We start from the raw sequence: 23457 nt of genomic DNA on the forward strand, positions 1-23457 counted from the left end.
ACCTTTCCGCAATCCGCTATTTGGCCTTGCGACGCTCCTCGACCAGAACACCCTGCTCTGCCAGTGCGGTGATTTCTGTCTCGCTGAAGCCATGTTCGGCAAGAATGGCGCGGCCATGCTCGCCGAATTTCGGCGGCACCGATTTCACTGAGCCGGGTGTCCGCGACAGTTTGATCGGGATTCCCCAGGATTTGTACCAGTCGAGTTCGACTGCCATGTCCCGGTGCTTGGTGTGCTCGTGCGCCATGACATCCGCTGTATTCCGGATCGGCCCGACAGGCACTCCCGCCCTCAGCAGGCGGTCGCAGATCTCGTTTCCGTCCTTATCCTTCAGCAGAACTTCAAGCTCCGCCCGCAAGGAATCACGGTTGGTCACGCGATCCGCATTGCTGACGAACCGCGGATCCGTCGCCAGTTCCGGCTTGCCGAGCTCCGCTGTCATCCGCTGCCAGGCCCTGTCATTCCCGCCTGCAACGAAGATATCTCCGGTTTGGGTCGAGAATTTGTCATAGGGACTGATATTCGGGTGCTGGTTACCCGTAATCCCCGGCACCTTGCCCGACAACTCGTAATTCGCGACGTGCGGATGCATCAGCGACAGGCCACAATCGTACAGCGTCATGTCGACATACTGGCCGAGACCGGAGCTGTGCCGCTCAAACAGCGCCATCATGATCGCGTTCGCGGCATAGAGGCCTGTTCCCATATCGACCATCGGAATACCGACACGGGTCTGATCCACGGGCGTCGAACCATTGACCGAGAACCAGCCGGTCATGGCCTGAATGATGCCGTCATAGCCAGGAAAACCGCCATAGGGACCGTCGGAGCCAAAGCCGGAAATCCGACAATGCACCAGTTTCGGAAACTTCTCCTTCAGCACGTCCTCGTAACCAAGCCCCCATCTCTCCATCGAGCCGGGCTTGTAGTTCTCGACCAGGACGTCCGCGTCCTCGAGTAGACGTAGAAGCACCTGCTTGCCCTCTTCCTTCGAAAGGTCGAGGCCGAGGGATTTCTTGTTCCGGTTCACACCGATGAAATAGGACGCATCGCCTTCATGGAATGGCGGGCCCCAGTCCCGCACCTCGTCGCCCTGCGGCGGCTCGATCTTGATGATCTCCGCGCCGTGATCCCCAAGCATCTGGGTGCAGTACGGACCGCCGAGCACGCGTGTGCAATCGACGATCTTGATCCCCTGGAGGGCGCCGGCGGATGCCGCAGTGCCACTCATTCCGTTACTCCTCAATTCTCAAGGCTGGAACCGGTCAAAACGATCCGGTCATATTGGAAACCCGGTGAGCCCGGGTCAATTATCAGGCTGCCTTTTCTATCCCGAAAACCTCGGCTGCAAAGCCTGGATAGATTTCAGCGATCTGTGCGGCGACCGGACCACGGATGGTCTCAAGAGTTTTGGTGTCCGGCAGACGGGTTTCCGGCACGTCGGCCGGCTCATCATAATCAAAACCGGTCTGCTCCCTGATTTCCTCGACCGTATGTCCCGGATGGACACTTGCCAGGCTGAAACGGCCTTTCTCACGGTCGAAATGGAAGAGACAGCGGTCGGTGATCAGGGCATAGGGCCCGCCCGGCCGGTAGATATTCGGCTCCGAAGTCCCCGGTGCGCTGATGAAATCGACTTTTTCCACCAGGGTACGCGGTGTGTGCTCCAGTCGGAACAGGATCACGCGCGGCACGGTGAAATACATATAGGAAGAGCCGAAGGAGCCCGGAAACCGGACCTTTGGCTTGTCTGGATCGCCGACCGAAACGAGATTGATATTCGCCTGCCCGTCAATCTGGGCACCGCCCAGGAAGAACGCGTCGATACGACCCTGCCCGGCGCAGTCAAACAGCTCCTTGCCGCCGTCGGTGAAGAAGTTGTTGTCCTCACTGCCAAGCACGGAGACTCGTGTCCTGTCCGGATGCCGCGCCCGCGCCAGCATCGCGGCAGCTCCGGGCACCGGAGAAGACGCGCCGACCGCGATATGGCTCAGCCCGTCCAGCATATCGGCAATGGAGGCGATCAGGATTTCCTCGGCGCGGACGCCGTCGCTTACTGTCGTCACGTCTTTACTCCGCCGCCACGGCTTTGGTGCCGGCCATATAGGCGGCAAAACCATCTTCCGTGCGCGCCATGTCGACATAGCGCGCCAGCTCGTCCTGATCCGCATCGTAGCCGCCCGGAATGCCCAGCGGCCAGGCGCCCTGCTCCGCTTCGGCAATGGCGCCGACATAGAGCCCCGGGATCGTCCCTGCGGCCCGCACCGGATCGTCCAGAAGGTTCCCGTCCACGATCTTTTCCACCGTCACCAGACTGGATTTCGCCGCGTGCGCCATAAGCATCAGCTCGCGCCGGACACCGACCCAGACATTGCCGAACCTGTCTGCCAGCGGAGCATGAAACACCGCGAAATCGGGCTGGATAGCCTTCACCATCAGAATGGGATCATTCTCTGCGAAAGGATTCTGGCCAATCACCCAGTCATCCCGGCGCTTCTCGACATCGGACCCGATGACGCCGCGCAACGGCATGAAGGGCACGCCCTTCTCGGATGCTTGCAGGCCGGCATGGATCGCCGGGCAGGTTGCGTCCAGCATGCGAATACCGGCGGCTTTGATGGATGCACTGAACCGGGGCGCCAGACCGAACTCGCCAAGCGTAACCGCCGCTGTCTCCACAGTGCCGACGCATCCGGCGCCGATCAACTGATCCGCCTGGAAACCAAGGGCGGGAACACCGACCAGATGAAGGTCGCGGACATTGCGGGCGATGATGGCGCGCACCAAAGCCATGGCGCAGTATGAATAATCCGGCGGCAGAGCGATTTTAGCGCCGTCACTCACCCGTGCCGCCAACCCATCAAGGTCGAGCCGGATGGCATCCATTGTCATTCCTCCCAGAATGTTTCCCGCATCCTACGCGATCGGTTGCCGGAATAAAGCGGCAACCCGTCATGACATCGTTTCCCATGCAGGCGGGTCCAAACCCATCGACGCCCCGCGGCCGGGCGCATATTCTCCCCGCAAAAGACGTGACTAAAAGAACAAGGGAGTAACGGGGTGAGCGACATTTACGACTATATCGTGGTCGGCGCGGGCTCGGCGGGCTGCGTCGTCGCCAACCGGCTGTCGGCGGATCCGAAGAACCGGGTCCTGCTGCTGGAAGCAGGCGGCAAGGATCGCAACCCCTGGATCCATGTTCCGGTCGGCTACTACAGAACGATGTATCATCCCGATATTTCATGGGGATACGAGACGGAACCGGATGCCGGCGTGAACGGCCGGGTGATGGTCTGGCCGCGCGGCCGGGTACTCGGCGGCTCCAGCTCGATCAACGGCCTGCTCTATGTCCGTGGCCAGCATCAGGATTACGATCACTGGCGCCAGCTCGGTAATGAAGGCTGGGGCTGGGACGACGTGCTCCCGTTCTTCAAGCAATCCGAAAGCTACGAGCGCGGTGGAAACGCGCTGCGTGGCGGCGATGGCCCGCTGTCGGTCTCCGACATCGCCGACCGGCGGCCGGTCTGCGAGGCCTTCCTCGAGGCCTGCGAGGAAGTCGGCATTCCGCGCAACGATGATTATAACGGCGCGGTCCAGGACGGCGCCGGCTACTACCAGACCACCAGCCGGAACGGCCGCCGGTGCAGCGCCGCCGTCGCTTACCTGAACCCGATCAAAAGCCGGAAGAACCTGCATATCGAAACCCGCGCCCTCGCCTCGAAGCTGGAGCTGAAGGACGGACGCGCGAGCGGGATTACCTATCTGCGCGACGGCATCGAATACAGGGCGGAAGCCACCCGCGAAATCGTATTGTGCGGCGGCGCCATCAATTCCCCGCAATTGCTGCAGCTCTCGGGCATCGGTCCGGCGGAGCATCTGCGCAGCGTCGGCATCCCGGTGCAGCATGACCTGCCCGGCGTCGGCGACGATCTGCAGGACCATTTCCAGGTCCGGGCGATTTATGAGCTGGACGGCCTTGAATCCCTCAACACCGATGTCGCCAATCCGCTGAAACGGGTTGCCATGGGCCTGCAATACGCCCTCACCCGAAGCGGACCGCTTACCGTCAGCGCCGGTCAGGTTTACGTCTTCACCAAAACGCGCGCAGAGCTGGAAACACCGGATATCCAGTTCCATTTCATCCCGTTCAGCGCGGACAAGCCGGGCCAGCTGCTGCACCCCTTCCCCGGCGTCACATCCTCGATCTGCCAGCTCCGTCCGGAAAGCCGGGGTACCATCATGGTGAAATCCGGCGACCCGCGTGAGTATCCGAGCATCAAGCCGAACTACCTTTCAACAGAGGGCGACCGGCGGACAATCATCGACGGCATGAAACTGAGCCGGAAAATCTCCCAATCCCCAGCCTTCAGCAAGCATCTGAAGAACGAGTATGAACCGGGCCTGGACCGTGCGGACGATGAGGGTCTGCTCGCCTATGCCCGCGAGAAAGGCGGCACCATCTTCCACCCGACCAGTACCTGCCGCATGGGGTCCGACCCGAAAGCCGTGGTCGATGCCCGGCTGCGGGTGCGCGGCATAGCCGGATTGCGCGTCGCCGACTGCTCGATCATGCCGACTGTGGTCTCCGGCAACACCAACGCGCCGGCGATGATGATCGGGGAAAAGGCGTCGACGATGATCCTCGAGGACAACCGGAGATAATGACGTCCACTCCGGGAAGTCTCACGCTTGGCCAAGCAAAAGCTGCACTTGATCGTGGCGAGCCTGAAGCCGCCGCTGAAATTGCGGTCACCGTCGCTCGCTCATGCATGAATGCGGCAGAAGCTGCTCAGGCACTGCATTTCGCGGGGTTAGTGCAAGCGCAGTCAGGCAAGCAGCACGTGGGATCCGCCCGGATCAGGAAAGCCTTGCTGCTCTCCCCCGAACGGGCAAGCGCATGGGCGAATCTGGCGCAATGTTCCGGAAAGGGAGACGAGATTCTCTGCCTCGCGAAACGCGGGATCATGGGCAATCCTGGCGCACCACTCGGGTGGGCCCTGCTGGGCGTCGCTCACCACAAGTGCGCTCAAGAGAAACGGGCCGCGCGCCATTTCCCGGCAGCCCTGGATCATTCGAGACGATCCCTGCTCCTCAGGCCGGACTATGCAGAGGCGTTGCATGGGTTCGTCATCGAGAAACGTTGGAATGGCCTTCTGGACGATCCGGACGGCCTGATTGAACGAAGCCTTCAGATCCTTGCGCGCGTAACCAAGGTATCGGGGCACCCGATCATGATGTTTGGCCCCTTTGCCGGACTGCGGGATCAGCTTGAGGCCGCCATAGGATCCGGCGGCGTACGTGGCCCGCGCCGCGACTTCGCGAAATTGCCAGGGGTTTCTGAAAAGCCACTCCATATCGGCTATGTTGGCAGTTACCTGAAGGAACACGCCCTCGCCCTTGCCTTGCCGGAGCTGTTCCGGCTTCATGACCGGACAAAGTTCCGGATCACCCTCTATATCGCGCCGAATGCAAACGGAGAGGCTGACTGCAGCGAGGCAATCCGGGATAGCGGCATCGAGATTGTCGCACTTTCCGGCCTTGATAGTGCCCAACAAGCAGGGCGCTTGAGACAGGACAGAGTGGATATCCTCTCGGACCTGGACGGGTTTCTGTCGCAAGACCCGCTCGGCCTTTTGCAGCACGATCCCGCACCGATCATCGTCAATTATTTTGGCTTCCCGGGGACTTGCGGCACCTTGCATGACTACATCGTCGGAGACCCGAGGCTCATTCCTGAAATGGCCACATCCGGCTATGGCGAGCGGATTGTTCGCCTGCCGCATTGCTATATGCCATTCGATGGCGGTCGCCCGGTCTCAGCCGTACCGACGCGTTCAGGCGCAGGTTTACCGGAAGACGCTTTCGTCTTTCTTGGATTCCACAGCCAAAACAAGGTCGCCGCGGACGCCTTCGCCGCCTGGATGCGCTGCCTGCGCGAGGTTCCGGACAGCATCCTCTGGATGCTGGACCACGGCGACAGTCATAGGACGAACCTGCTTGCCTCCGCGCTGCGTCATGGAGTGTCACAGGAACGCTTTGTTTTCGCGCCTAAGCTGAAGAATGAAGATCACCTCGCCAGGCTCTCCCTTGCGGATCTCTATCTCGATAACAGCTGGTTCAATGCACACACCACGGGGGCGGATGCCCTCTGGCGCGGCCTTCCGGTAGTCACAATTGCGGGCGAGACCTTCGCCTCCCGGGTCGGCGCGTCCCTGTTATACGCTGCCGGATTGCCCGACCTCGTCGCGCATTCACCCGACGAGCAGGCGAAGATCGCCATCGCGCTGGCGCAAGCGCCCCGGCGCCTGGCCGCACTCCGCAACCACCTGAAGCGCGCGGTTAAAACAGCCCCTCTCTTCAAAATGGCAGCCTATGCACATGCGCTGGAGCGCGCCTACCAGGCAATGGCCGAAAGAGCCCGCCAAAACCTGCCCCCGGCAGAGATAACGATAAAACCCTAGGGAGCAAACAGGATGGATTTCAGCGAGGATCCAATCATCGAGGTAGTGCGCGACACGGTCCACCGGGTCTATGACGTCGAGATTGCCCCGAAGATTGACGCATACGAAGCTTCCGGTGAGTTTCCCTACGAGATCATCCGCGCCATGGGCGGTGCGGGTCTGTTCAGCGCGGCCTTTCCCGAAGAGATGGGCGGGACTGCCCTGGGATTTTCTGCCGTTGGCACGATCGCCGAGGAGATTTCCCGTCTCTCGCCGGGCTTTGGCTATGCCATGAACATGCAGGCCATGACCTGTCCCTTCACCATCTTCAATTGGGGCACGCCTGAACAGGCTCGGCATTTCGTTCCGGAGCTTATCTCGGGCCGGAAGATCGGCATGTTCGCCTTGACGGAACCCGGCGGCGGCTCCGATCCCGGTGGCGCCATGCGGACCGTGGCAAAGCGTGACGGCGACAGTTATGTGCTGAACGGCTCCAAGATCTGGATCACCTTCTCAAATGCCGCCGATGTGGGTGTGTTGTTCGCGAAGACAGATCCTGCCGCCGGCAAGCGCGGTATTTCGGCATTCATCGTCGAGCCGAAGAGCGCGCCCGGTTTCACCGCCCGGCCGATCGAAATGCGTCCGCTGTCCAATTGCCTGCGCTCCTGCGAGGTCTTTCTCGAGGATTTCCGGGTGCCGGCGGAAAATTTGCTCGGCAACGAGGGCGAAGGACTGAAGGTCGCGCTTAATGCTTTGGAATACGGGCGCCTTACCGTCTCCGGGCGGCTGATCGGTCTGGCCCAGGCCTGTTTCGACGAAACATTGCGCTATGCACAGGAACGGGAAGTCGGCGGGCAAAAGATCGGCGCCTATCAGATGGTCCAGCATCCGATAGCCGATGTTGCTGTCGGCATCGATGCAGCACGCCTGATGATGCGCCGGATGGCCTGGCTGATGGATAAGGGTGAACGCTCGACCCGGGCCGCGGCACGGGCAAAATATCTGGCCTCGGAAGTCGCCCAGAAAGCCGCGCAAACTGCCAGGGACACGTTCGCCGCCTATGCCCTCGCCGAGGAATACCCGATCAACACGCTTTCAGCCTATGTGAACATGCTGACCGTCGGAGAAGGTACCCCGAACGTACAACGTATTCTGATCGCGGAAGATGCACTGGGGTTCAAGACTGCCGACCGGCATCCGGTCATGAATCCTCTGAAACGCGAAACAGCCCGATAGAAATGAAAAGGCCGCCCGAAGGCGGCCTCTCAGATCAGATTTTTTGTTGAATAAAGCGGTTTAGAGCTTTTCGACGTTCACACCGATGGTGATAGCCCCGATCGGCGTGCCGCCATCGCTGATTGTCGTGGACAGCTGGGACTGGAAAGCACCTGAGCTTTCGTCGAACTCAACTTCATCAATGAAGACAGCGTCTGCGCCAGCTCCGAAGGTCTTCTGGTGCTTGCCTTCGTCACCCTGCATATAATCGGAAGTTGTATCGCTCATCCCGACATTCAGGCCTTTTGCATCCATAACGAACGCCTCGGCAATCTTGCCCCCGGCCTCGTCCTTCTTTGCCTTCAGCCATGCGGAAAGCGCATTTCCAGCGACCTTATTAACGAGGTCGCCACCGCCCGCCTTTGCTTCGGCGCGCCACTGCTTGTCGAGAGTATCGATCTTCGCCGCATCAAAGCCGGACGTTTCCGCGTTCTGCGCCTTGATTGCAGCAATCAACGCCGGATCGGCCAGCCAAGCCTTCACGGTACTATTGTAGAATTCCTTGATCTGCGGCTCGAAATCATTTGCCGCAGCCGGCATGGCAAAAGTCATGGTCAAGGCAAGTACGGCAAGTCCGTTGAATAGTTTTCTCATGGGTGTCTCCTCCTTGAATTACCTTCCCGAATGGGACAGCAATCATGTAAATATATGATTAACGATATTGCTCAAAAATTTGTTAACGCCTTATTAAATTATGCCCGTTAATTGTTAGGCGTTCTATTGTTTCAAGTAACAACCATGTCTGGGTTTGCCATGCGCATCGGATTTCGGATCGCCTCAGGTTTCGCAGTTACGCTGGTTATCGCAGGTGGCGTTGGCCTCGTTGGGTATTTCGGCCTCACGCGATATGACAGGGACATCACACTGACCCTCGACCTGCTCGGCGCAGTGGACACCTTCAGAAGTGCAAATTCCGAAGCCGCTTTGTATCAGCTAAGCCGCGAAGAGGACTATTTCGAACAGGCAATCACCCGAACCCGGACAACGAACGAGACACTCACGGGCATTCTCGCCGGAGGCAACGCTGATCCGGCCGTTAATGCCTTGAATGGCGAAGTAGAAACGTATCAGGCCAAACTTGATGAGCTGCATACGGTCAACAACGAGACCAATACCATCACCGCAGCCATGGCTTCCGAAGCGGAGGCCATCAAAGATAGTGCAGCTCAACTGAGCGCCGCTGCGGCCGACACTTTCGAGTCAAGCTCGGCAGCCGTGGAGGCCGCTACAGCGGCGCGTGACAGCAGCCTTGCAATCATGAATGCCTCAAACGCGCTGCTTGCCAACAGCAATGGAATTCGGGCCAACGAAGCCACCTACCGGCTCGAGCGAACGGATGAGAACAGGACGACACTGGAAGCCGGGACGAAGCGCCTCTTCCTTGACGCCCTGTCGCTGCGGAAATCGGCCAAGGGTACTCCGGCAGAAGCCGCCGCCGGGAAAATCGCTCAGTTGAGCGGTACATACCGGAAGACGTTCTCCACCTTGGTGCAAGCCGTCCAAGCCGGGAGCTTTGAAGCAGAGACCTTGTTCAACGAACTGAATGACATCAGCGGCGCCCTGACACAGACCGCACGCGAGATTCTGAAAGATCGCGGCGCGGCGCTCAAAGAAGCAAATACTGCCTATGAAGCGGCATCAAAGAGCGGGAAGGATGCGGTCAGCGCGCGTGTCGCCGCTCTTGAAATGGTGGTTGCGGCGGACGTCATGGCCTCCAAAACCTTGGCCTACATCGCAACAAAGGACGAGGCGGAACGCACCGCCGGAAAAGAAATTATCGGCGCCCAGGTTGCCCTGATTTTCTCGAAAGCACTTGTCGTCAAGAAAGCGCTTTCGGAAGAATTCGGGAAGATCGCCATCGGGGCTGCGAAAGCGGCCAAGAGTTTTCGGGCCCGCGTTGATACTGTGGACGAAGCGCTGGCGAAACAGGCCGCGATTGAAGCAGAAATGAAGGAGCTCGAAACGCGGAGCGCTGACCGCGCCGCCAGCTTCAAGAGCGACAAACTCGCCTCCCTCAAAGAGCTGAAGGAAGAATCAGTCCAATTGATCCTGCTTGGCACCGCTCTTGGTGTGGCCTTCGGCATCGTTCTCGCGTTCCTGATTGCCCGCAGCATCGTCAGGCCGATATCCACGATCACAGGTTCCATGAACGGTCTTGCCGGAGGCGATCTTGAAAGCGAGATCCCGATGACCGACCGCAAGGACGAAATCGCCGAAATGGCCCGCGCAGTCCAGGTCTTCAAGGACAACGCGAACGAGATGAAGCGCCTGGAGGGCCAGCAGGAAGAGTCCGAGCGCCGCACTGCGGAAGAGAAGCGCCGGCAAATGGCGGAACTCGCCGATAATTTCGAAAGCTCTGTGAAATCCATTGCGCAGCGTGTCGCGGATGCTGGTGGCACCATGGAAAGTTCGGCTGGCGAAGTGAGCCAGGCAATCGCCCAGACGCACGATCAAGCAGCCGCAGTAGCCGCCGCTTCGACAGAAGCCAGTGCTAATGTGCAGACCGTTGCAGCAGCGACATCAGAGCTGACCGCTTCCATTCAGGAAATCAGCCGCCAGATCGCAATCTCCAATGATAAATCACATGATGCCTCGCAGCGTGCGGAGCAATCCGTCGCGCTGATGGGCAACCTGCGCAAGGCCGTCGGTGAGATCACCGAAGTCGTGCAGCTTATCCAGGATATTGCGGAACAGACCAATCTGCTGGCCCTTAACGCCACGATCGAGGCGGCCCGCGCGGGTGATGCCGGTAAGGGCTTCGCCGTCGTCGCCTCCGAAGTGAAAAACCTCGCAACACAGACTGCGCAGGCAACGGAACGCGTCTCCGAACGCGTGGCTGCCATTCAGCAGGAAACCGACAGCGCTTCCGTGAACATGGAATCGGTATCGAAGGTGATTGAGGAACTTGGTGAGATCTCGGCCAGTATTGCGGCTGCGATGGAAGAACAGACCTCCGCGACACAGGAAATCGCCCGTAACATCGAGGAAGCCAGCGTCAGCGCGGATGATGTTGCCCGCAACATCGAAGGCGTGAACTCAAGCGCAGAAGTCTCTGGCGGCGCGGCTGATGCTGTCAGCGGACGGGCACGAGAACTCTCGACGCAAATCCAGAACCTCAACCGTCAGGTCGAGGAATTCCTTGTGGAAGTCCGTCAGAAGTAACGGCGTTAGTCAGGATCGGGTGCGGTGCCAACTCTCCAGAAAAGGCCCGCCCCGATCAGCGCTGCCAGCGTGCAGCCAATGAAGGCGGCGGTGTAACCACCGGTAAGGTCGAACAACAGGCCGGAGAAAAAGGCACCCGACGCCGCGCCCAGGCCCTGTCCGAAATTCGCAGCTCCGAGAATGGCGCCGATGCCAGATCCGGAGAAACGGCGCGCCATCAGCGTCGTGATTATCGGCCCTCGTGCCCCCATGCTGAGACCAAAGCAGACAATAAAAATAACCAACGAAATACCCGTGCTGTCTGCCGGCACCAGCGCAAGCGCTCCGATGCCTATCACGGTGAGCCCATAGCTGCTGGTTGCGACGATCCTGTGTCCGAACCGATCCGCCGCCATCCCGGTCGCCGTCATCCCGAAGAAAGACAACATCCCCGCCGTACCGAATGCGAAGGCCGCCTGCTGCTCACTCATCCCCCCGCTAATCAGATAGGCGACCGATTGCAGGCTGATGCCGTAAATCGAAACGGCGGTGACGAAAAAAATTACAAAAAAAGCCCAGAACTCCAAGGTCTTCAATGCGGCCTTCAAAGTAGGCCCCGACCGGCCCGCCGCCGCGATATGACGACGCGGGTTGCCGGGAGCGCCTTCCGCGATCCGACGCCAGGGCAGGAACAGCACAAAACCGCACAAGACCGCGAAAACCAGAGCGTACCAGCCATAGGCATTCCGCCACCCCTGACTGGCGATCAGATATTCCGCCAGCGGCGCCATGATCAGGGTGCCGATACCGAGCCCGCCATAGGTCATGGAAAGTGCCGTCGCCAGACCTTTGTCAAACCAGCGACTCACGACAGCCTGGGCCGGAGCGAGGCCGATCAGCGCAGCGCCGAAACCGCAGAACCCGCCAATCGCAATCTGGAACTGCCAAAGCTGGGAAAGCGACCCGGCGGCAAAATAACCAACCGCGAGCGCTCCGAGCCCCACCGCATAGACCAGTCGACCACCGAAACGATCAAACAGGTGACCTGCCAGAGGCGCGAAAAATCCGGTCGCCGCCATGAAGAGTGAATAGACAGAGGTTGCCGAAGACCGGTCCCAGCCGAGCTCGCCTGAAAGCGGGAGCAGAAAGACAGCATAGCTTTCCCCTGCCCCGCGCCCCAGCGCTGTCATGCCGAGACACAAGGCGAGAACACCGAGAGCGCCGATCGTGGCAACACCCGCTCCGCGTAATAGCGGCATCTGGAAACTCTCCGGCAGCGATCAATGTCGAGCGGTCAGACTATGCCCTGACGGCTGCCGCCAAAAGACGCCGGTCCGGCACTTCAGTCGCGCGATTTCCTGAAAAGCTGGGTCAGGATCAGCAGCGAGGAAGAAATCACGATCATGATGGTCGAGATCGACGCGATGGTCGGATCGATCTGATCCCGGAGGGCGTTGAACATATTTCGGGTCAGTGTCGAGTTGTCGCCGCCCGAGACAAACATGGCGACGATCACTTCATCGAACGACGTCAGGAATGACAGCAAGGCCGCGGTCAGGACGGAAAACCGGATCTGTGGCAGGGTGACATCCATAAAGGCGGTAAAGCGCGATGCGCCAAGGCTGCGCGCCGCCATCTCCAGGTTCATGTCAAAGCTCTTCAGAGCCGCGCTGATCACGATCAGGACCAGCGGCAGAGCCAGGATCGAGTGCGCGATCACCAGGCCGAACATGCTGTTGACCATCCTGATCTGCACGAAAACGTAGAAGGCCGCGATGGCGATCAGAATGACCGGGATCATGATCGGCGTGATCAGCAGAACATAGAACATCCGGCTAAGCGGATGCTTGGTGACAAACAGGCCGTAAGCCGCCGCCGTGCCGATCGGCGTTGCCACGCACATGGTGAAAAACCCGGCTTTCAGCGATGTCCAGGTCGCCTGTATCCATTCTGGCGAATTGAGATAATGCTCGTACCACCGGAGCGACCATTCCCGTGGCGGGAACTCGAGATACTGAGAGGCCGAGAAGGACATCGGGATCACGATGACGGTTGGCGCAACCAGCAAGATCATAATCACCGTCGCCAGAATGTAGAGCCAGAGACGTTGGCCATGGGTGATCTGGGTTTCGGAGGCGGGTCTGTTCAGCCAGCTCATCAGTGACCTCCGCCAAGTACGTTGTCGAGTTTCAGCAGCCGGGAGGCAGCAAGCAGGATCGCCAGGGTGATGACCAGCAGGACGACACCAAGAGCGCTAGCCGCGCCCCAATTGAAGAACAGCTCGATATTGCTGGTGATCTGCATGGAAACCATGATCACCTTGCCTCCGCCGAGCACTGCGGGTGTCACGAAGAAACCGAGACAAAGCACGAAAACGATCAGCGCGCCGGCGAACAGACCCGGCAACGACAGCGGGAAGAAGATATTCCAGAAGGTCTGCGTCGGCCCGGCCCCGAGATTGGACGAGGCTTTCAGGTAATCGGCACTGATGGCCTTCATCGAGCCATAAAGCGGCAGCACCAGAAAAGGCAGCATGATGTGCACCATGCCGATCAGCGTGCCATTCAGGTTGTGCACCAGTTTCAGAGGCTCATCCCAGAGTCCAAGATCAATCCCCCAGCTATTGATCAGTCCCTTGCGCTGCAACAGAACAAGCCAGGCGTATGTCCGGACCAGAAGCGAGGTCCAGAACGGCAGCAACACGGTCAGCATGCAGAGCGCGGCCATGCGCGACGAAAGCTGCGAAAGAAAATAGGCCAGCGGATAGCCGATCAGAATACAAAGGCCCGTGGTTATGAAGCTGACTTCGAACGTCGTCATGAAGATCCGGCCGTAGGCCTTGCTCTCCAGCATCCGGTTGTAATGCTCGAGCGAGAAACTGCCGTCATCGGCCAGAAACGACAGGTAGAAGAGCCAGCCGACGGGAAGCACCATGACAATTAGAACAGTCAGGATCGCGGGCGATGCCAGCCCAAGCAGCGCCCATTCCTCCCGTCGAGACTGCTTCAGAAACGTGCTCTCGTTGGCGCGGGAATCCGATCCGATACTCAACTCGGTCATCGGGTTCACCCCTCCTCACGCGGGATGAGAACAGCGTCGGCACTCTTCAGGCCAAGCTCGACCTTATCCCCGACAGAGGCTTTCTCTATCGGCTCGCCCGATCGAGTTCCGGCCCGGACTGTCAGGTCCGTCCCATCCGCAAGCGTGACATAGGCCAGGACCGTATCGCCCTGATAGACCATCTCCCGGACGGTACCGGAGAAGACATTGGTATCCTCTGGTGCCGGGCCGTCGAGGACACTGAGACGTTCCGGCCGGATGACAAGCGACAGTTCGCCGGCAGCAGGCAAGGCTCCCGTTTTTAATTCCGATCCGGAAAAGCTGACCCGGTCCCCGTCGCGCTCAACCTGCAGAAAGGTGGATTCGCCGATGAACTCGGCGATGAAACGGTTGGCCGGCCGTTCGTAAATCGTGCGCGGAGCATCCAGCTGCATCAGCCGGCCGTGATTGATCACAGCGATGCGGTCCGACATGGTCAGCGCCTCGCGCTGATCGTGGGTCACATAGACTGTGGTCATGCCAAGCTTCTCGTGCAGATGACGCAATTCGATCTGCATGTGTTCGCGCAAATTCTTGTCGAGCGCGGACAGCGGCTCATCCATCAACAGGATGCGCGGGCTGAACACGATGGCACGGGCAAGCGCGACACGCTGTTTCTGACCGCCGGATAGCTGGCTGATCCGGCGCTCGCCATAGCCGTCGAGCTGAACGGTTTCAAGCGCCTCCGCCACCAGCTTTTCCGTCTCGGCCTTTGATGTTTTCCGGAGCTTCAGCGGGTAGCCGACATTCGCCGCGACGGTCATGTGCGGGAACAGCGCATAATTCTGAAACACCATGCCCACGCCACGTTTGTGCGGCGGCATGGAGATGATCTCGTCGTCACCGAACCGGATACTTCCATAATCCGGCCGGGTAAAACCTGCGAGCGCCATCAGCAATGTGGTCTTGCCTGAGCCGGACGGGCCAAGCAGCGTCAGAAATTCGCCGCTCTGAACTTCCAGGGCGACGTCGTTCAGGGCGAAGATATCGCCATATACCTTGGTCAGACCGGAAATAGAGATCGGAAGCGCTTGCTGCTTCGACATGCCAAATTCACCGATTATCACTGGATTGAGAACATAGCCGGATTAGGCCGGCGACGGGACGGCGGAGAACCGCCGTCCACGTCCCTTCGAAAGCGCTAACGCTATTCGGTCAGCATATCCTGATACATGGCAGCGGCCTTCTGCTCCCACTTGGCATACCAAGCGAGGCTGACAGGAAGCTGAACAGCGGCATTGTCCGGGTGAGACGGCATCATGCGCGCTGTCTTGTCGTCGATCATGCCGATTTCGTAGGCCTTCTTGTTGGTCGGCCCATAGGTGATGTGTTTCGGCAGGTTGGCCTGGATCTCCGGCTTGCTCACCTCCGCCAGGAACTTCATGGCGAGATCCTTGTTCGGCGCCCCTTTCGGGATCGCGAAGCAATCATAGTCGAGCAGGCCCTGGTTGAAGGTGTAGGCGACTTTCGCGCCGTCTTTCTTGGCCACGTCGAAACGTCCGTTCCAGCCCGTCGTCATGTCGACTTCGCCGTCTTTCATAAGCTGGGCATGCTGGGCACCGGACTTCCACCAGACAGCAATTTCCGGCTTCAGCTCGCGGATCTTGTCGAGAGCGCGCTTGATGCCTTCCTCGGAATCCAGAACCTTGTAGACATCTGCCGGCGCGACACCGTCGGCCATCAGTGCCGGCTCAAGCGCACCGGCGACCTTGTTGCGGTAGGCGCGCTTGCCCGGGAATTTCTTCACATCCCAAAAATCGGCCCAGCTCTTCGGTCCGCTATCGCCATAGGTGGCCGTGTTGAATGCCATCACGGTCGAGAACACATCGCTGCCAACGCAGTAGTCCGTCTTCAGCGTCGGATAGAAGGTCGAGACGTCGATAACGCTGTAGTCCAGCTTCTCCAGCAGGCCTTCAGCGGCAGCGCGTGCGGCGCTCCCCGATCCGCTGGAAACGATGTCCCACGCAACAGCGCCGGCCTTCACTTTCAGGCGTACGTCGGACATGCCGCCGTAGGTCTCTTCCTTCACCGTGATCCCCATGGCTTTCGACGCCGGCTGGAACAGGGCGAGGCTTTGCGCGTTCTGGTAGGAGCCGCCCCAGGAGGCAACAGTCACCGAGCCGTCCGCCTGGGCGGGCATTGCGGTCATGGACATCGCCATCGCACCGGCGGCAACCGCCAGCAAGCCACGACGCGAGAATTCTGTCTTCTTCGTCATAAGAACGTTCTCCGCTGTTCGATTTCTGGGTCTTATTCAAAGCCTGGCATCCGCGCCCGGCTCCCGGATTGGTTTCAATCCTGCCCACTACCGGAAATTGAAGGACTCGATTGGACTTCAGAACAGGTCCATTCTCGATAAAAGATCAGACCAATTTTATCCAAAATTCTTGCCCGGAATGGCTTTTCGGCTACCTGTTGAGGCCATCGCGCCACCTGTAGAAAGCCACGGATGCCGAGAGAAACCAGGGCTTCCCGGTGTAGAGCGGGCGCGACGGAAAACTGATCCCATCGAACCCGGTCCGGCCTTCTTTAAGGCCCAGCATCTGCTGCGCAACCCGCATCCCCAAATATCCCGACATGGAAACGCCCGATCCGCAGTATCCCATCGCATAGTGGATGTTTTCGTGACAGCCGACATGGGCGAGCGTGTCGAAGGTGTAGGCGACAAACCCCATCCAGGAATGGCTGACCCGGACACCGGACAATTCGGGGAAGAGACGGGCCAGTTCCTGGCGCAGCAATGGCGCGCTTTTGATCGGATCTGTTTCGCTGCTGGACACACGTCCGCCAAAAAGGATGCGGCAGCGATCGGGAGATGGGCGGTAGTAGTAGACCACCTTCCGGCTGTCACCGAGCATCCGGTCTGTCGGCATGATCCGGTCCATCAGGTCCTTCGGAAGCGCCTCGGTCGCGATGATATAGCTGCCGATAGGAATGACCCTCCGGCTCTGCCAGCCAGATTCCGAACCTGTATAGCCGTTTGTCGCGACAAGCACGTTACGGGCCTTAACCGTGCCGCCGGGTACCTTCACCCGGAAGCCCGGGGCCGACTCTTCAATTCCCGTGACAGGGCAATGCGTCACGATCGTCACACCGGCTTCACGGACCCGCTCCAGCATTCCCTCATGAAACATTGCCGGATCGAGCGACGCCGTGCTGGTGTTCACGATACCGCCGTAATAAGCGTCGGTCCCAAGCTCGCGCTTTTGCTCCGCCCGCGTAATTACCTCAAGCGGCTCCTCCAGGCCCTCGGGCTGGTTCGCAGCAGCCCGGGCCATGGCTTCGAACTGGGCCTGATTGTGGGCACCGGTGAATTTCCCAGGTACCGCAAAGTCACACTGGATTTTCTCCGAGGCGACAAAACCTTCCACCCAATCCAAGGCCCGCGAGCCTTCGCGGATGATCTCAAAAGCCGTGTTTGCGCCGTAACGCCGGGTAAGTTGCTCATATCCCGGTTTGATTGACCGGCTGATCTGCCCGCCATTGCGTGTACTACAGCCCCATCCCGCGTCCCCGGCATCGAAAACCAGAACGGAGCGACCGGCCCGGGCCAGCACCAGCGCCGCAGAGAGGCCGGTGTAGCCGGCCCCGACGATAACGACATCCGATTTCTCCGGTAATGACGTAGCGCCAATATTGGGCCGCGGGGTCTTTTCCCACCAAAAGGGCTCAGTCTTGAAATCCTCGGTAAAGATGTCGGTCTGCATGGTTCCGTGTCCGCGTTTCAGCTATCGAGCTCGCTGCATTGATAGTGCGCACGTTCCAGCCAATCGCGCCTGATCTGAATGCCCCAGCCCGGCTCGGAGGGTATTTGAACCTTGCCGTCCCTGGCTATCGGGAACGGGTCATAAAGGTCTTTCTGCCACGGATAGTAATCGAGCCCTTCAATGGCGAATTCGACGTATGGTCCAGCCGCCTCGATGGCCGCCATCAGATGCAGCGTGAAGACGGTGACAAGCGAGAGATTCGCCGAATGCGGTGTGCAGGCCATCTCGTACCGCTTCGCCAGCTCCGCGACCCGCATGGTCCGGGTGATGCCGCCGAGGTAGCAGATGTCCGGCTGCAGCACGTCGACCGCGCCCATCGATGCCATACGGCGCCAGGTCGCCAGATCGCAATCCTGCTCCCCGCCGGTCACATCAATGTCGAGGGCATCCGCAACTTCTTTCGTCCAGTCGAGTTCCCAATAGGGACAGGGCTCTTCGAAATGGGAGAAGCCGTTATCCTCAAGCATCCGGCCAACCTCAATCGCGCGCTTTGGCGTGAAGCAGCTGTTGGCATCGGCCAGCAGGGTTGCCTTGCCGCCGAAAGCCGCACTCATGGCAGTGATAATTTCTTCGGTCCGGCCGGGCCATTCATCGACATCATGCCCGTATTCGCTGCCGACCCTGATCTTGAAAGCGTCGTATCCGCATTCGTCCTGGAGCTTCTTCAGCCGCTCCACTTCGTCTTCCGGAGAAATATCGCGCCGCATGCTGGAGGCATACACACGAAGCGGCCGAGGTCTACCGCCGAGTAACTCGCAAACGGTCTTGCCCTCGCGCTTGCCATAGAGATCCCAGAGCGCCGTATCGACGCCGCCAATCGCCCGTCGGAGATAGGCGCCGGGAAACTTGTGCTCCTTCTCCGGAATGATATCGACCAGCCCGTTCAGATCGAACGCATTCCACCCAAGCGCATAAGGCGCCACCTGCCGATGCAGCACGAGGGAGGAGATATCGGAATTATAGGTCGAGACCTGCCCCCAGCCTTCGCTGCCGTCTTCGGTGGTCACCTTTACGAAACCAACGAACTCCGTGCTGAAGGTCTCGATCTTCGTGATTTTCATCCGTGGTTTCCCGTGCGTTTGGATCAAAAAGCGGAAATTAGCAGCTCAGCAAAGACTGAATGATGACTCATCTTGACGAGTAATTTGGATGGAAATTAAGGTCCATTATCGACATTTCGCCAAACCAATTTTGCGCGCGATAAAAAATCTCCGCCATAGCGGTTGAAAGTTCTGTGATGGTGAAACGAGCCGCCGGCGCCCTGCTCAGCGCAATCCGCATCGATCACGGGTCGTCGCGCCTGCTCGCGACGCAGATCGTCTCCTCTATCCGGGACATCATCCTCACGGGCGGATTGAGGGCTGGCGACCGACTGCCGGCCACACGCACGCTGGCCAACGATCTCGGCGTTTCACGCACCACCATGGTCGAAGTATTTGATCGGCTGACCGCTGAAGGTTTGCTGGAAGGACGCACTGGGGCCGGAACATTTGTCAGCCAATCCGTCCGGATAGGCCATCCGGCAGAAGAGACCGCAATCGACATCGCCAATGACGGGCCGGAGCCGCAGGCAGACAGTGCATTCCCGTCCCCTGCTCCCGTCGGTTCGGCTTTCGTTGAGCGACTCCCACACACCATCCGGGCATTTACGACCGCCCTTCCCGCCGTGGATATGTTTCCGATCGCGCAATGGACCCGTCAGTCAAACAAGCACTGGCGCGAGCGGCGCGATGTGGTTCTCGGCTACGGCAATGCCTCCGGCTTTCCGCCGCTTCGGCGCGCCATTGCCGCACACCTGCGGGCAAATCAGGGAATCAACTGCCAGGACTGGCAGATCTTCATCACGAACGGCGCTCAGCACGCCTTCCATATCATCGGCTCCATGCTGCTGAACCGGGGGGACAAGGTCTGGTTCGAGAATCCAGGAGCAATCGGTGCCTACAACGCCTTGCTGGCCGCCGGTGGAGAGATGGTCCCGCTGCCAATCGACGACCAGGGCATGATGGTGTCCGAAGGACTGCGGCGAGAGCCGGACTTCCGGCTCGCCTTCGCGACGCCGCTGCACCAGCAACCGCTCGGCGTGACCATGAGTCTGGAACGCCGCTTTGCCTTGCTGGAAGCCGCTGGGGCGGCCGATGCCTGGATCATCGAGGACGATTATGACGGCGAATTCTATTACGGCGACCATCCGATTCCGACCCTGAAGAGCATCGACCATGCCGACCGCGTGTTCTATGTCGGCACCTTCAGCAAGACGTTGTTCCCCGCCCTTCGGCTCGGCTACATGCTCGTCCCCCCGGCCTTCGTCGAGCGTCTCGAGCAGATGTTCGCCGCCTATCTGCCAAGTGCCCCCCTGAACCAGCAGGCCATTGTCGCGGGCTTCATGGATGAAGGTCATTTCGCAACGCACCTCCGGCGGATGCGGCGGGTCTATACGGAGCGCTATCAGGTGCTGAAAGCCTGCGCTGACCGGGAGCTTAACGGACTGCTGAAACTGAAGCCGACCGATACCGGTCTTCACACAATTGCGCATCTGCCTGACGAGCTTGACGAAAGAGTGGTCGCCGACGCAGCAGACAAGGCCGGCATTACGGTGACACCATTCAGCCGCTATGCCATAGCCCCCCTCACTCTCAATGGCCTCGTGCTCGGCTTCAGTGGGGTTCCACCGAGCGATATCGAGGCAGGGTCAAAGGTCCTGGCAAATGTTCTCGACAATGCCTTCCGCGACAGCCGGAAGACGAAGACAATAAGGGTTTGAGAGTTGGAAGATCAGTTTGACTTCATCATCGTCGGCGCTGGGTCGGCAGGATGTGCGCTTGCCGGGCGCCTCAGCGAGAATGGACGGCACCGGGTGCTCCTGCTGGAAGCGGGTGGCGACGACCGGCGATTCTGGATCCAGGTGCCCATCGGCTATGGCAAGTCCTTCTACGACCCTTCAGTGAACTGGATGTACATGACCGAGCCGGTGCCAACGGCAGGCAACCGCCCGAGCTATTGGCCGCGCGGCAAGGTGCTCGGCGGCTCAAGCTCGATCAACGCGATGGTTTATGTCCGCGGACAGGCCGGGGATTTTGACGATTGGCGCGATGCAGGCAATCCCGGCTGGGGCTGGGATGACATCCTGCCAGTCTACAAAAAGATGGAGTCCCACGAATGGGGCGAGAGCGCTTGGCACGGCGGCTCCGGCCCGCTCCATGTCAGCGCCCCGAAGGACGACCTTCACCCGCTCTGTGAGGCCTATATCAAGGCCGGCGAAGAAGCCGGTCTGCCACGCAACGACGATTTCAACGGCGCCAGCCAGGAAGGCGTCGGCACCTATCACGTCACGACCCGGGACGGCGTTCGCATGTCCACCTCCCGCGCCTATCTCCGGCCTGCCCGGCGACGGTCAAACCTGCGGGTCGAAAAACACGCGATGGCCGAGCGCCTGCTGTTTGACGGAACCCGCGCGACCGGGGTCGAGTACCGATGCCGTGGAGAGCTGAAACGCGCACATGCAAAAGCCGAGGTAATCGTCTCCGCAGGCGCGGTCGGCAGCCCTCTGCTGCTGATGCGCTCCGGTATCGGCCCGGCGGAGGATTTGAAGACAGCCGGGATCGACGTACTGGTTGATCGCCCCGGCGTTGGTCGGAACATGCAGGATCACTACATCGTCGATCAGACACTGAAATCCAGACTACCGACACTCAACAACACGCTGACGCCATGGTGGGGAAAGCTCTGGGCCGGGTTGCAATACGTGACCGCGCGCCGCGGTCCGATGTCTCTCAGTCTGAATCAGGGCGGCGGTTTCTTCAAAACCCGTCCGGATCTCGACCGGCCCAACATGCAGCTCTATTTCTCGCCGTTGAGCTATCTGAAAGGCCCGCCGGGAAAACGCGCCCTGATGCACCCGGACCCCTTCGCCGGCTTCATCCTCAGTATTTCACCCTGCCGTCCGACCAGCCGGGGTTACCTCCGCCTGCGTTCCGCCGATCCCGCGGCCGCGCCGGAGATTCACCCCAACTACCTGGCGACCGAGCATGACCTGCAGGACAATCTGGAGGGGCTGAAATTCCTGCGTCAGCTCACCAGCACGCCGACAATGAAAGACATCGTGCTGGAGGAAATCTTTCCCGGCCCCGGTGTCGACAGCGACGAGGCCATGCTGGACTATATCCGGACCAAGGGCGGCAGCGTCTTTCATCCGAGCAGCACTTGCATGATGGGCCCCGACGCACAGACCTGTGTCGTCGATCCAAGCCTGAAAGTGTATGGCGTTGAGAATCTACGTGTCGCCGATGCCTCGATCTTCCCGACAGTGACGTCCGGGAACATCAACGCGCCCTCGATCATGGTTGGCGAGAAGGCAAGCGACATCATTCTGGAGGCTGCGAAAAGCCCCTGAAACCAAGATCTTCTTTCGGAGCAGGTCTTCGCCAATGTGCCTGCTCCGAAAAAAAACATCTCCGAAGAATGCATTCATTGACAGTGGGCAGGCCGCCGCATAGAAGGGGCGCTGCATACGTCGTGCGGTGGGTTTACCCGCTGTGTCGCTCCGGCGGAGGGGTGGCCGAGTGGCTGAAGGCGGCGGTTTGCTAAACCGTTATACTGGGAAACCGGTATCGAGAGTTCGAATCTCTTCCCCTCCGCCAGTTCTTCTTTCTATTCACTCCTTGAAATAGCCGGATGGCAACCGCTTCAGCGGATTGCCCAGGTCGTACCAGTCATCTCAGTCGCCGATGCCTAGCTTCGTCCACTTTGGCGGCAACTCATCAGCCTTAACGCCCTCGGAAAGCCAGGCAATCCAAGCCGCATCGATTCTGGCATAGGTGCCATTGTTCCGAATTTTTTCGAGCCCTGTATCCAGAGCGCGGGCCAGTTTGACTGACAAGTGCTCGGCGATCCTGGAGAAGGAAACGAAAAGATCGTACTCCACCAACTTGTGGACCGGTACCGGTGATGGCTTGATTCGCTCCCGGTTCCAGCCGATCTGAAACTGTGCCACTTTCTCATAGACCACGGCGAAATCGGCTCGGCGGCGGGCCACCATTGCCAAAGTCTGCATATCGGACTCAAGCGCAATTTTCCGGATTGAAGAACTTCGATCAAACGCATCCGTGTAGGTATAGCCGCGCACGACGGAAAAGCTGCGTGTCTCATACGCGTCCTCGGTGAAGGGCCCTACCCAGTCAGGATGAGCGTAGACCAGAATCCTGCCTCGGAACAGCGGCTGGGAATGGAAGATGAACTTGTCCTGGTTGTCCGCCGAATTCGTTGTGTTGAAACACCCGATCTGACGTCCAGCCTGTACCTCGCGTACGCACCGCGCATAAGGCATTGCTACGAAACTGACACGACAACCAACCGCACTGAACGCCGCGGAGACAATATCGAGTGAAAACCCTCTCAACTTGCCTTCGAACATTCCTGTGTATGGGAAGAAACCATCCTCGGCAGCGAGCGTAAATGCGGGAATGTCATCGCATAACTGATCTTCGCCCGATTGCGCCACTGCGCTGGAGTGAAATGCGGCAAAAAAAAGAGAAACCGCCGTTGCCGCAATCGTCAACGGGTACCGCATCACACTCAGTCCGCGTTGGGCACACAACATCGCCACCAACCAATCCGGAACTCATCACTCGGCCCAGTCAGTATAGCCCGAAGTTTCAAACCAGCCCCGCAATTCTGCCATAAAACCATAAATATATTAAGTTCCCCAGAAGCCTAGCCCTGATTGATCCGGTCTTATA

The 23457-nt window shown here is 59.5% G+C and carries 18 protein-coding genes and 1 tRNA gene; 7 read left to right on the plus strand and 12 right to left on the minus strand.

Annotated features, from left to right (window positions below; all coding sequences use genetic code 11):
* Positions 1-16 precede the first annotated feature (16 nt).
* The 3 genes from K328_RS0106135 to K328_RS0106145 all read right to left on the minus strand — a co-directional run bounded on the left by K328_RS0106135 (position 17) and on the right by K328_RS0106145 (position 2886).
* Positions 17-1231, minus strand: a complete 1215-nt coding sequence (locus K328_RS0106135; RefSeq protein ID WP_028465221.1) for a CaiB/BaiF CoA transferase family protein — start codon at positions 1229-1231, stop codon at positions 17-19.
* Between the two features lie 82 nt (positions 1232-1313).
* Positions 1314-2066 carry a CoA-transferase gene (locus K328_RS0106140; RefSeq protein WP_028465222.1) on the minus strand — a complete coding sequence of 251 codons (753 nt, stop codon included), beginning with the start codon at positions 2064-2066 and terminating at the stop codon, positions 1314-1316.
* A gap of 4 nt (positions 2067-2070) precedes the next feature.
* On the minus strand, positions 2071-2886 hold the full coding sequence (locus K328_RS0106145; RefSeq protein ID WP_028465223.1) for a CoA transferase subunit A: 816 nt from the start codon (positions 2884-2886) through the stop codon (positions 2071-2073).
* 174 nt (positions 2887-3060) lie between these two features.
* On the opposite strand from K328_RS0106145, the gene K328_RS0106150 reads away from it, so the two are divergent.
* From K328_RS0106150 to K328_RS0106160, 3 genes are read left to right on the plus strand one after another with little or no spacing between them, the layout of a single operon-like run.
* On the plus strand, positions 3061-4662 hold the full coding sequence (locus tag K328_RS0106150; protein ID WP_028465224.1) for a GMC family oxidoreductase: 1602 nt from the start codon (positions 3061-3063) through the stop codon (positions 4660-4662).
* Positions 4662-6461, plus strand: a complete 1800-nt coding sequence (locus K328_RS25655) for an O-linked N-acetylglucosamine transferase, SPINDLY family protein (RefSeq protein ID WP_051284583.1) — start codon at positions 4662-4664, stop codon at positions 6459-6461. The genes K328_RS0106150 and K328_RS25655 overlap by 1 nt, the downstream gene beginning before the upstream one ends.
* A 12-nt stretch (positions 6462-6473) precedes the next feature.
* Positions 6474-7676, plus strand: a complete 1203-nt coding sequence (locus K328_RS0106160) for an acyl-CoA dehydrogenase family protein (protein WP_028465225.1) — start codon at positions 6474-6476, stop codon at positions 7674-7676.
* 60 nt (positions 7677-7736) lie between these two features.
* Here the strand turns inward: K328_RS0106160 and K328_RS0106165 are convergent, their stop codons facing one another.
* Positions 7737-8309 carry a hypothetical protein gene (locus K328_RS0106165; protein WP_028465226.1) on the minus strand — a complete coding sequence of 191 codons (573 nt, stop codon included), beginning with the start codon at positions 8307-8309 and terminating at the stop codon, positions 7737-7739.
* A gap of 159 nt (positions 8310-8468) precedes the next feature.
* On the opposite strand from K328_RS0106165, the gene K328_RS25660 reads away from it, so the two are divergent.
* A complete protein-coding gene (locus tag K328_RS25660; protein WP_169721180.1) occupies positions 8469-10877 on the plus strand; it encodes a methyl-accepting chemotaxis protein in 2409 nt (802 codons plus the stop codon).
* Positions 10878-10882: 5 nt separating this feature from the next.
* On the opposite strand, the gene K328_RS22795 is transcribed toward K328_RS25660, so the two are convergent.
* From K328_RS22795 to K328_RS0106205, 7 genes are all read right to left on the minus strand, one after another.
* Positions 10883-12115, minus strand: a complete 1233-nt coding sequence (locus K328_RS22795; protein WP_051284585.1) for an MFS transporter — start codon at positions 12113-12115, stop codon at positions 10883-10885.
* An 83-nt stretch (positions 12116-12198) separates the two neighbouring features.
* A complete protein-coding gene (locus K328_RS0106180; protein ID WP_028465227.1) occupies positions 12199-13014 on the minus strand; it encodes an ABC transporter permease in 816 nt (271 codons plus the stop codon).
* Positions 13014-13916, minus strand: a complete 903-nt coding sequence (locus K328_RS0106185; RefSeq protein WP_036553188.1) for an ABC transporter permease — start codon at positions 13914-13916, stop codon at positions 13014-13016. The genes K328_RS0106180 and K328_RS0106185 overlap by 1 nt, the downstream gene beginning before the upstream one ends.
* A gap of 5 nt (positions 13917-13921) precedes the next feature.
* Positions 13922-15001, minus strand: a complete 1080-nt coding sequence (locus K328_RS0106190) for an ABC transporter ATP-binding protein (protein ID WP_036553190.1) — start codon at positions 14999-15001, stop codon at positions 13922-13924.
* A gap of 101 nt (positions 15002-15102) precedes the next feature.
* Positions 15103-16173 carry an ABC transporter substrate-binding protein gene (locus tag K328_RS0106195; RefSeq protein WP_084608123.1) on the minus strand — a complete coding sequence of 357 codons (1071 nt, stop codon included), beginning with the start codon at positions 16171-16173 and terminating at the stop codon, positions 15103-15105.
* Between the two features lie 190 nt (positions 16174-16363).
* Positions 16364-17662: an NAD(P)/FAD-dependent oxidoreductase gene (locus K328_RS0106200; RefSeq protein WP_028465231.1), complete on the minus strand. Its 1299-nt coding sequence runs from the start codon at positions 17660-17662 to the stop codon at positions 16364-16366.
* A 17-nt stretch (positions 17663-17679) separates the two neighbouring features.
* Positions 17680-18783: a mandelate racemase/muconate lactonizing enzyme family protein gene (locus K328_RS0106205; RefSeq protein WP_028465232.1), complete on the minus strand. Its 1104-nt coding sequence runs from the start codon at positions 18781-18783 to the stop codon at positions 17680-17682.
* Between the two features lie 176 nt (positions 18784-18959).
* Between K328_RS0106205 and pdxR the strand changes: the two genes are divergently transcribed.
* The 3 genes from pdxR (at position 18960) to K328_RS0106220 (ending at position 22359) form a co-directional block, all read left to right on the plus strand.
* A complete protein-coding gene (gene pdxR / locus K328_RS22800; protein ID WP_205620583.1) occupies positions 18960-20483 on the plus strand; it encodes a MocR-like pyridoxine biosynthesis transcription factor PdxR in 1524 nt (507 codons plus the stop codon).
* A gap of 3 nt (positions 20484-20486) precedes the next feature.
* A complete protein-coding gene (locus K328_RS0106215) occupies positions 20487-22112 on the plus strand; it encodes a GMC family oxidoreductase (protein ID WP_028465233.1) in 1626 nt (541 codons plus the stop codon).
* 155 nt (positions 22113-22267) lie between these two features.
* A tRNA-Ser gene (locus K328_RS0106220) sits at positions 22268-22359 on the plus strand.
* A 77-nt stretch (positions 22360-22436) separates the two neighbouring features.
* Here the strand turns inward: K328_RS0106220 and K328_RS0106225 are convergent.
* Entirely contained in the window at positions 22437-23318 is an 882-nt protein-coding gene (locus K328_RS0106225; RefSeq protein ID WP_036553193.1) for a substrate-binding periplasmic protein, read from the minus strand.
* Positions 23319-23457 lie beyond the last annotated feature (139 nt).

It is taken from the genome of Nisaea denitrificans DSM 18348 (genome assembly GCF_000426505.1).
GTDB classification, from domain to species: Bacteria; Pseudomonadota; Alphaproteobacteria; order Thalassobaculales; family Thalassobaculaceae; genus Nisaea; species Nisaea denitrificans.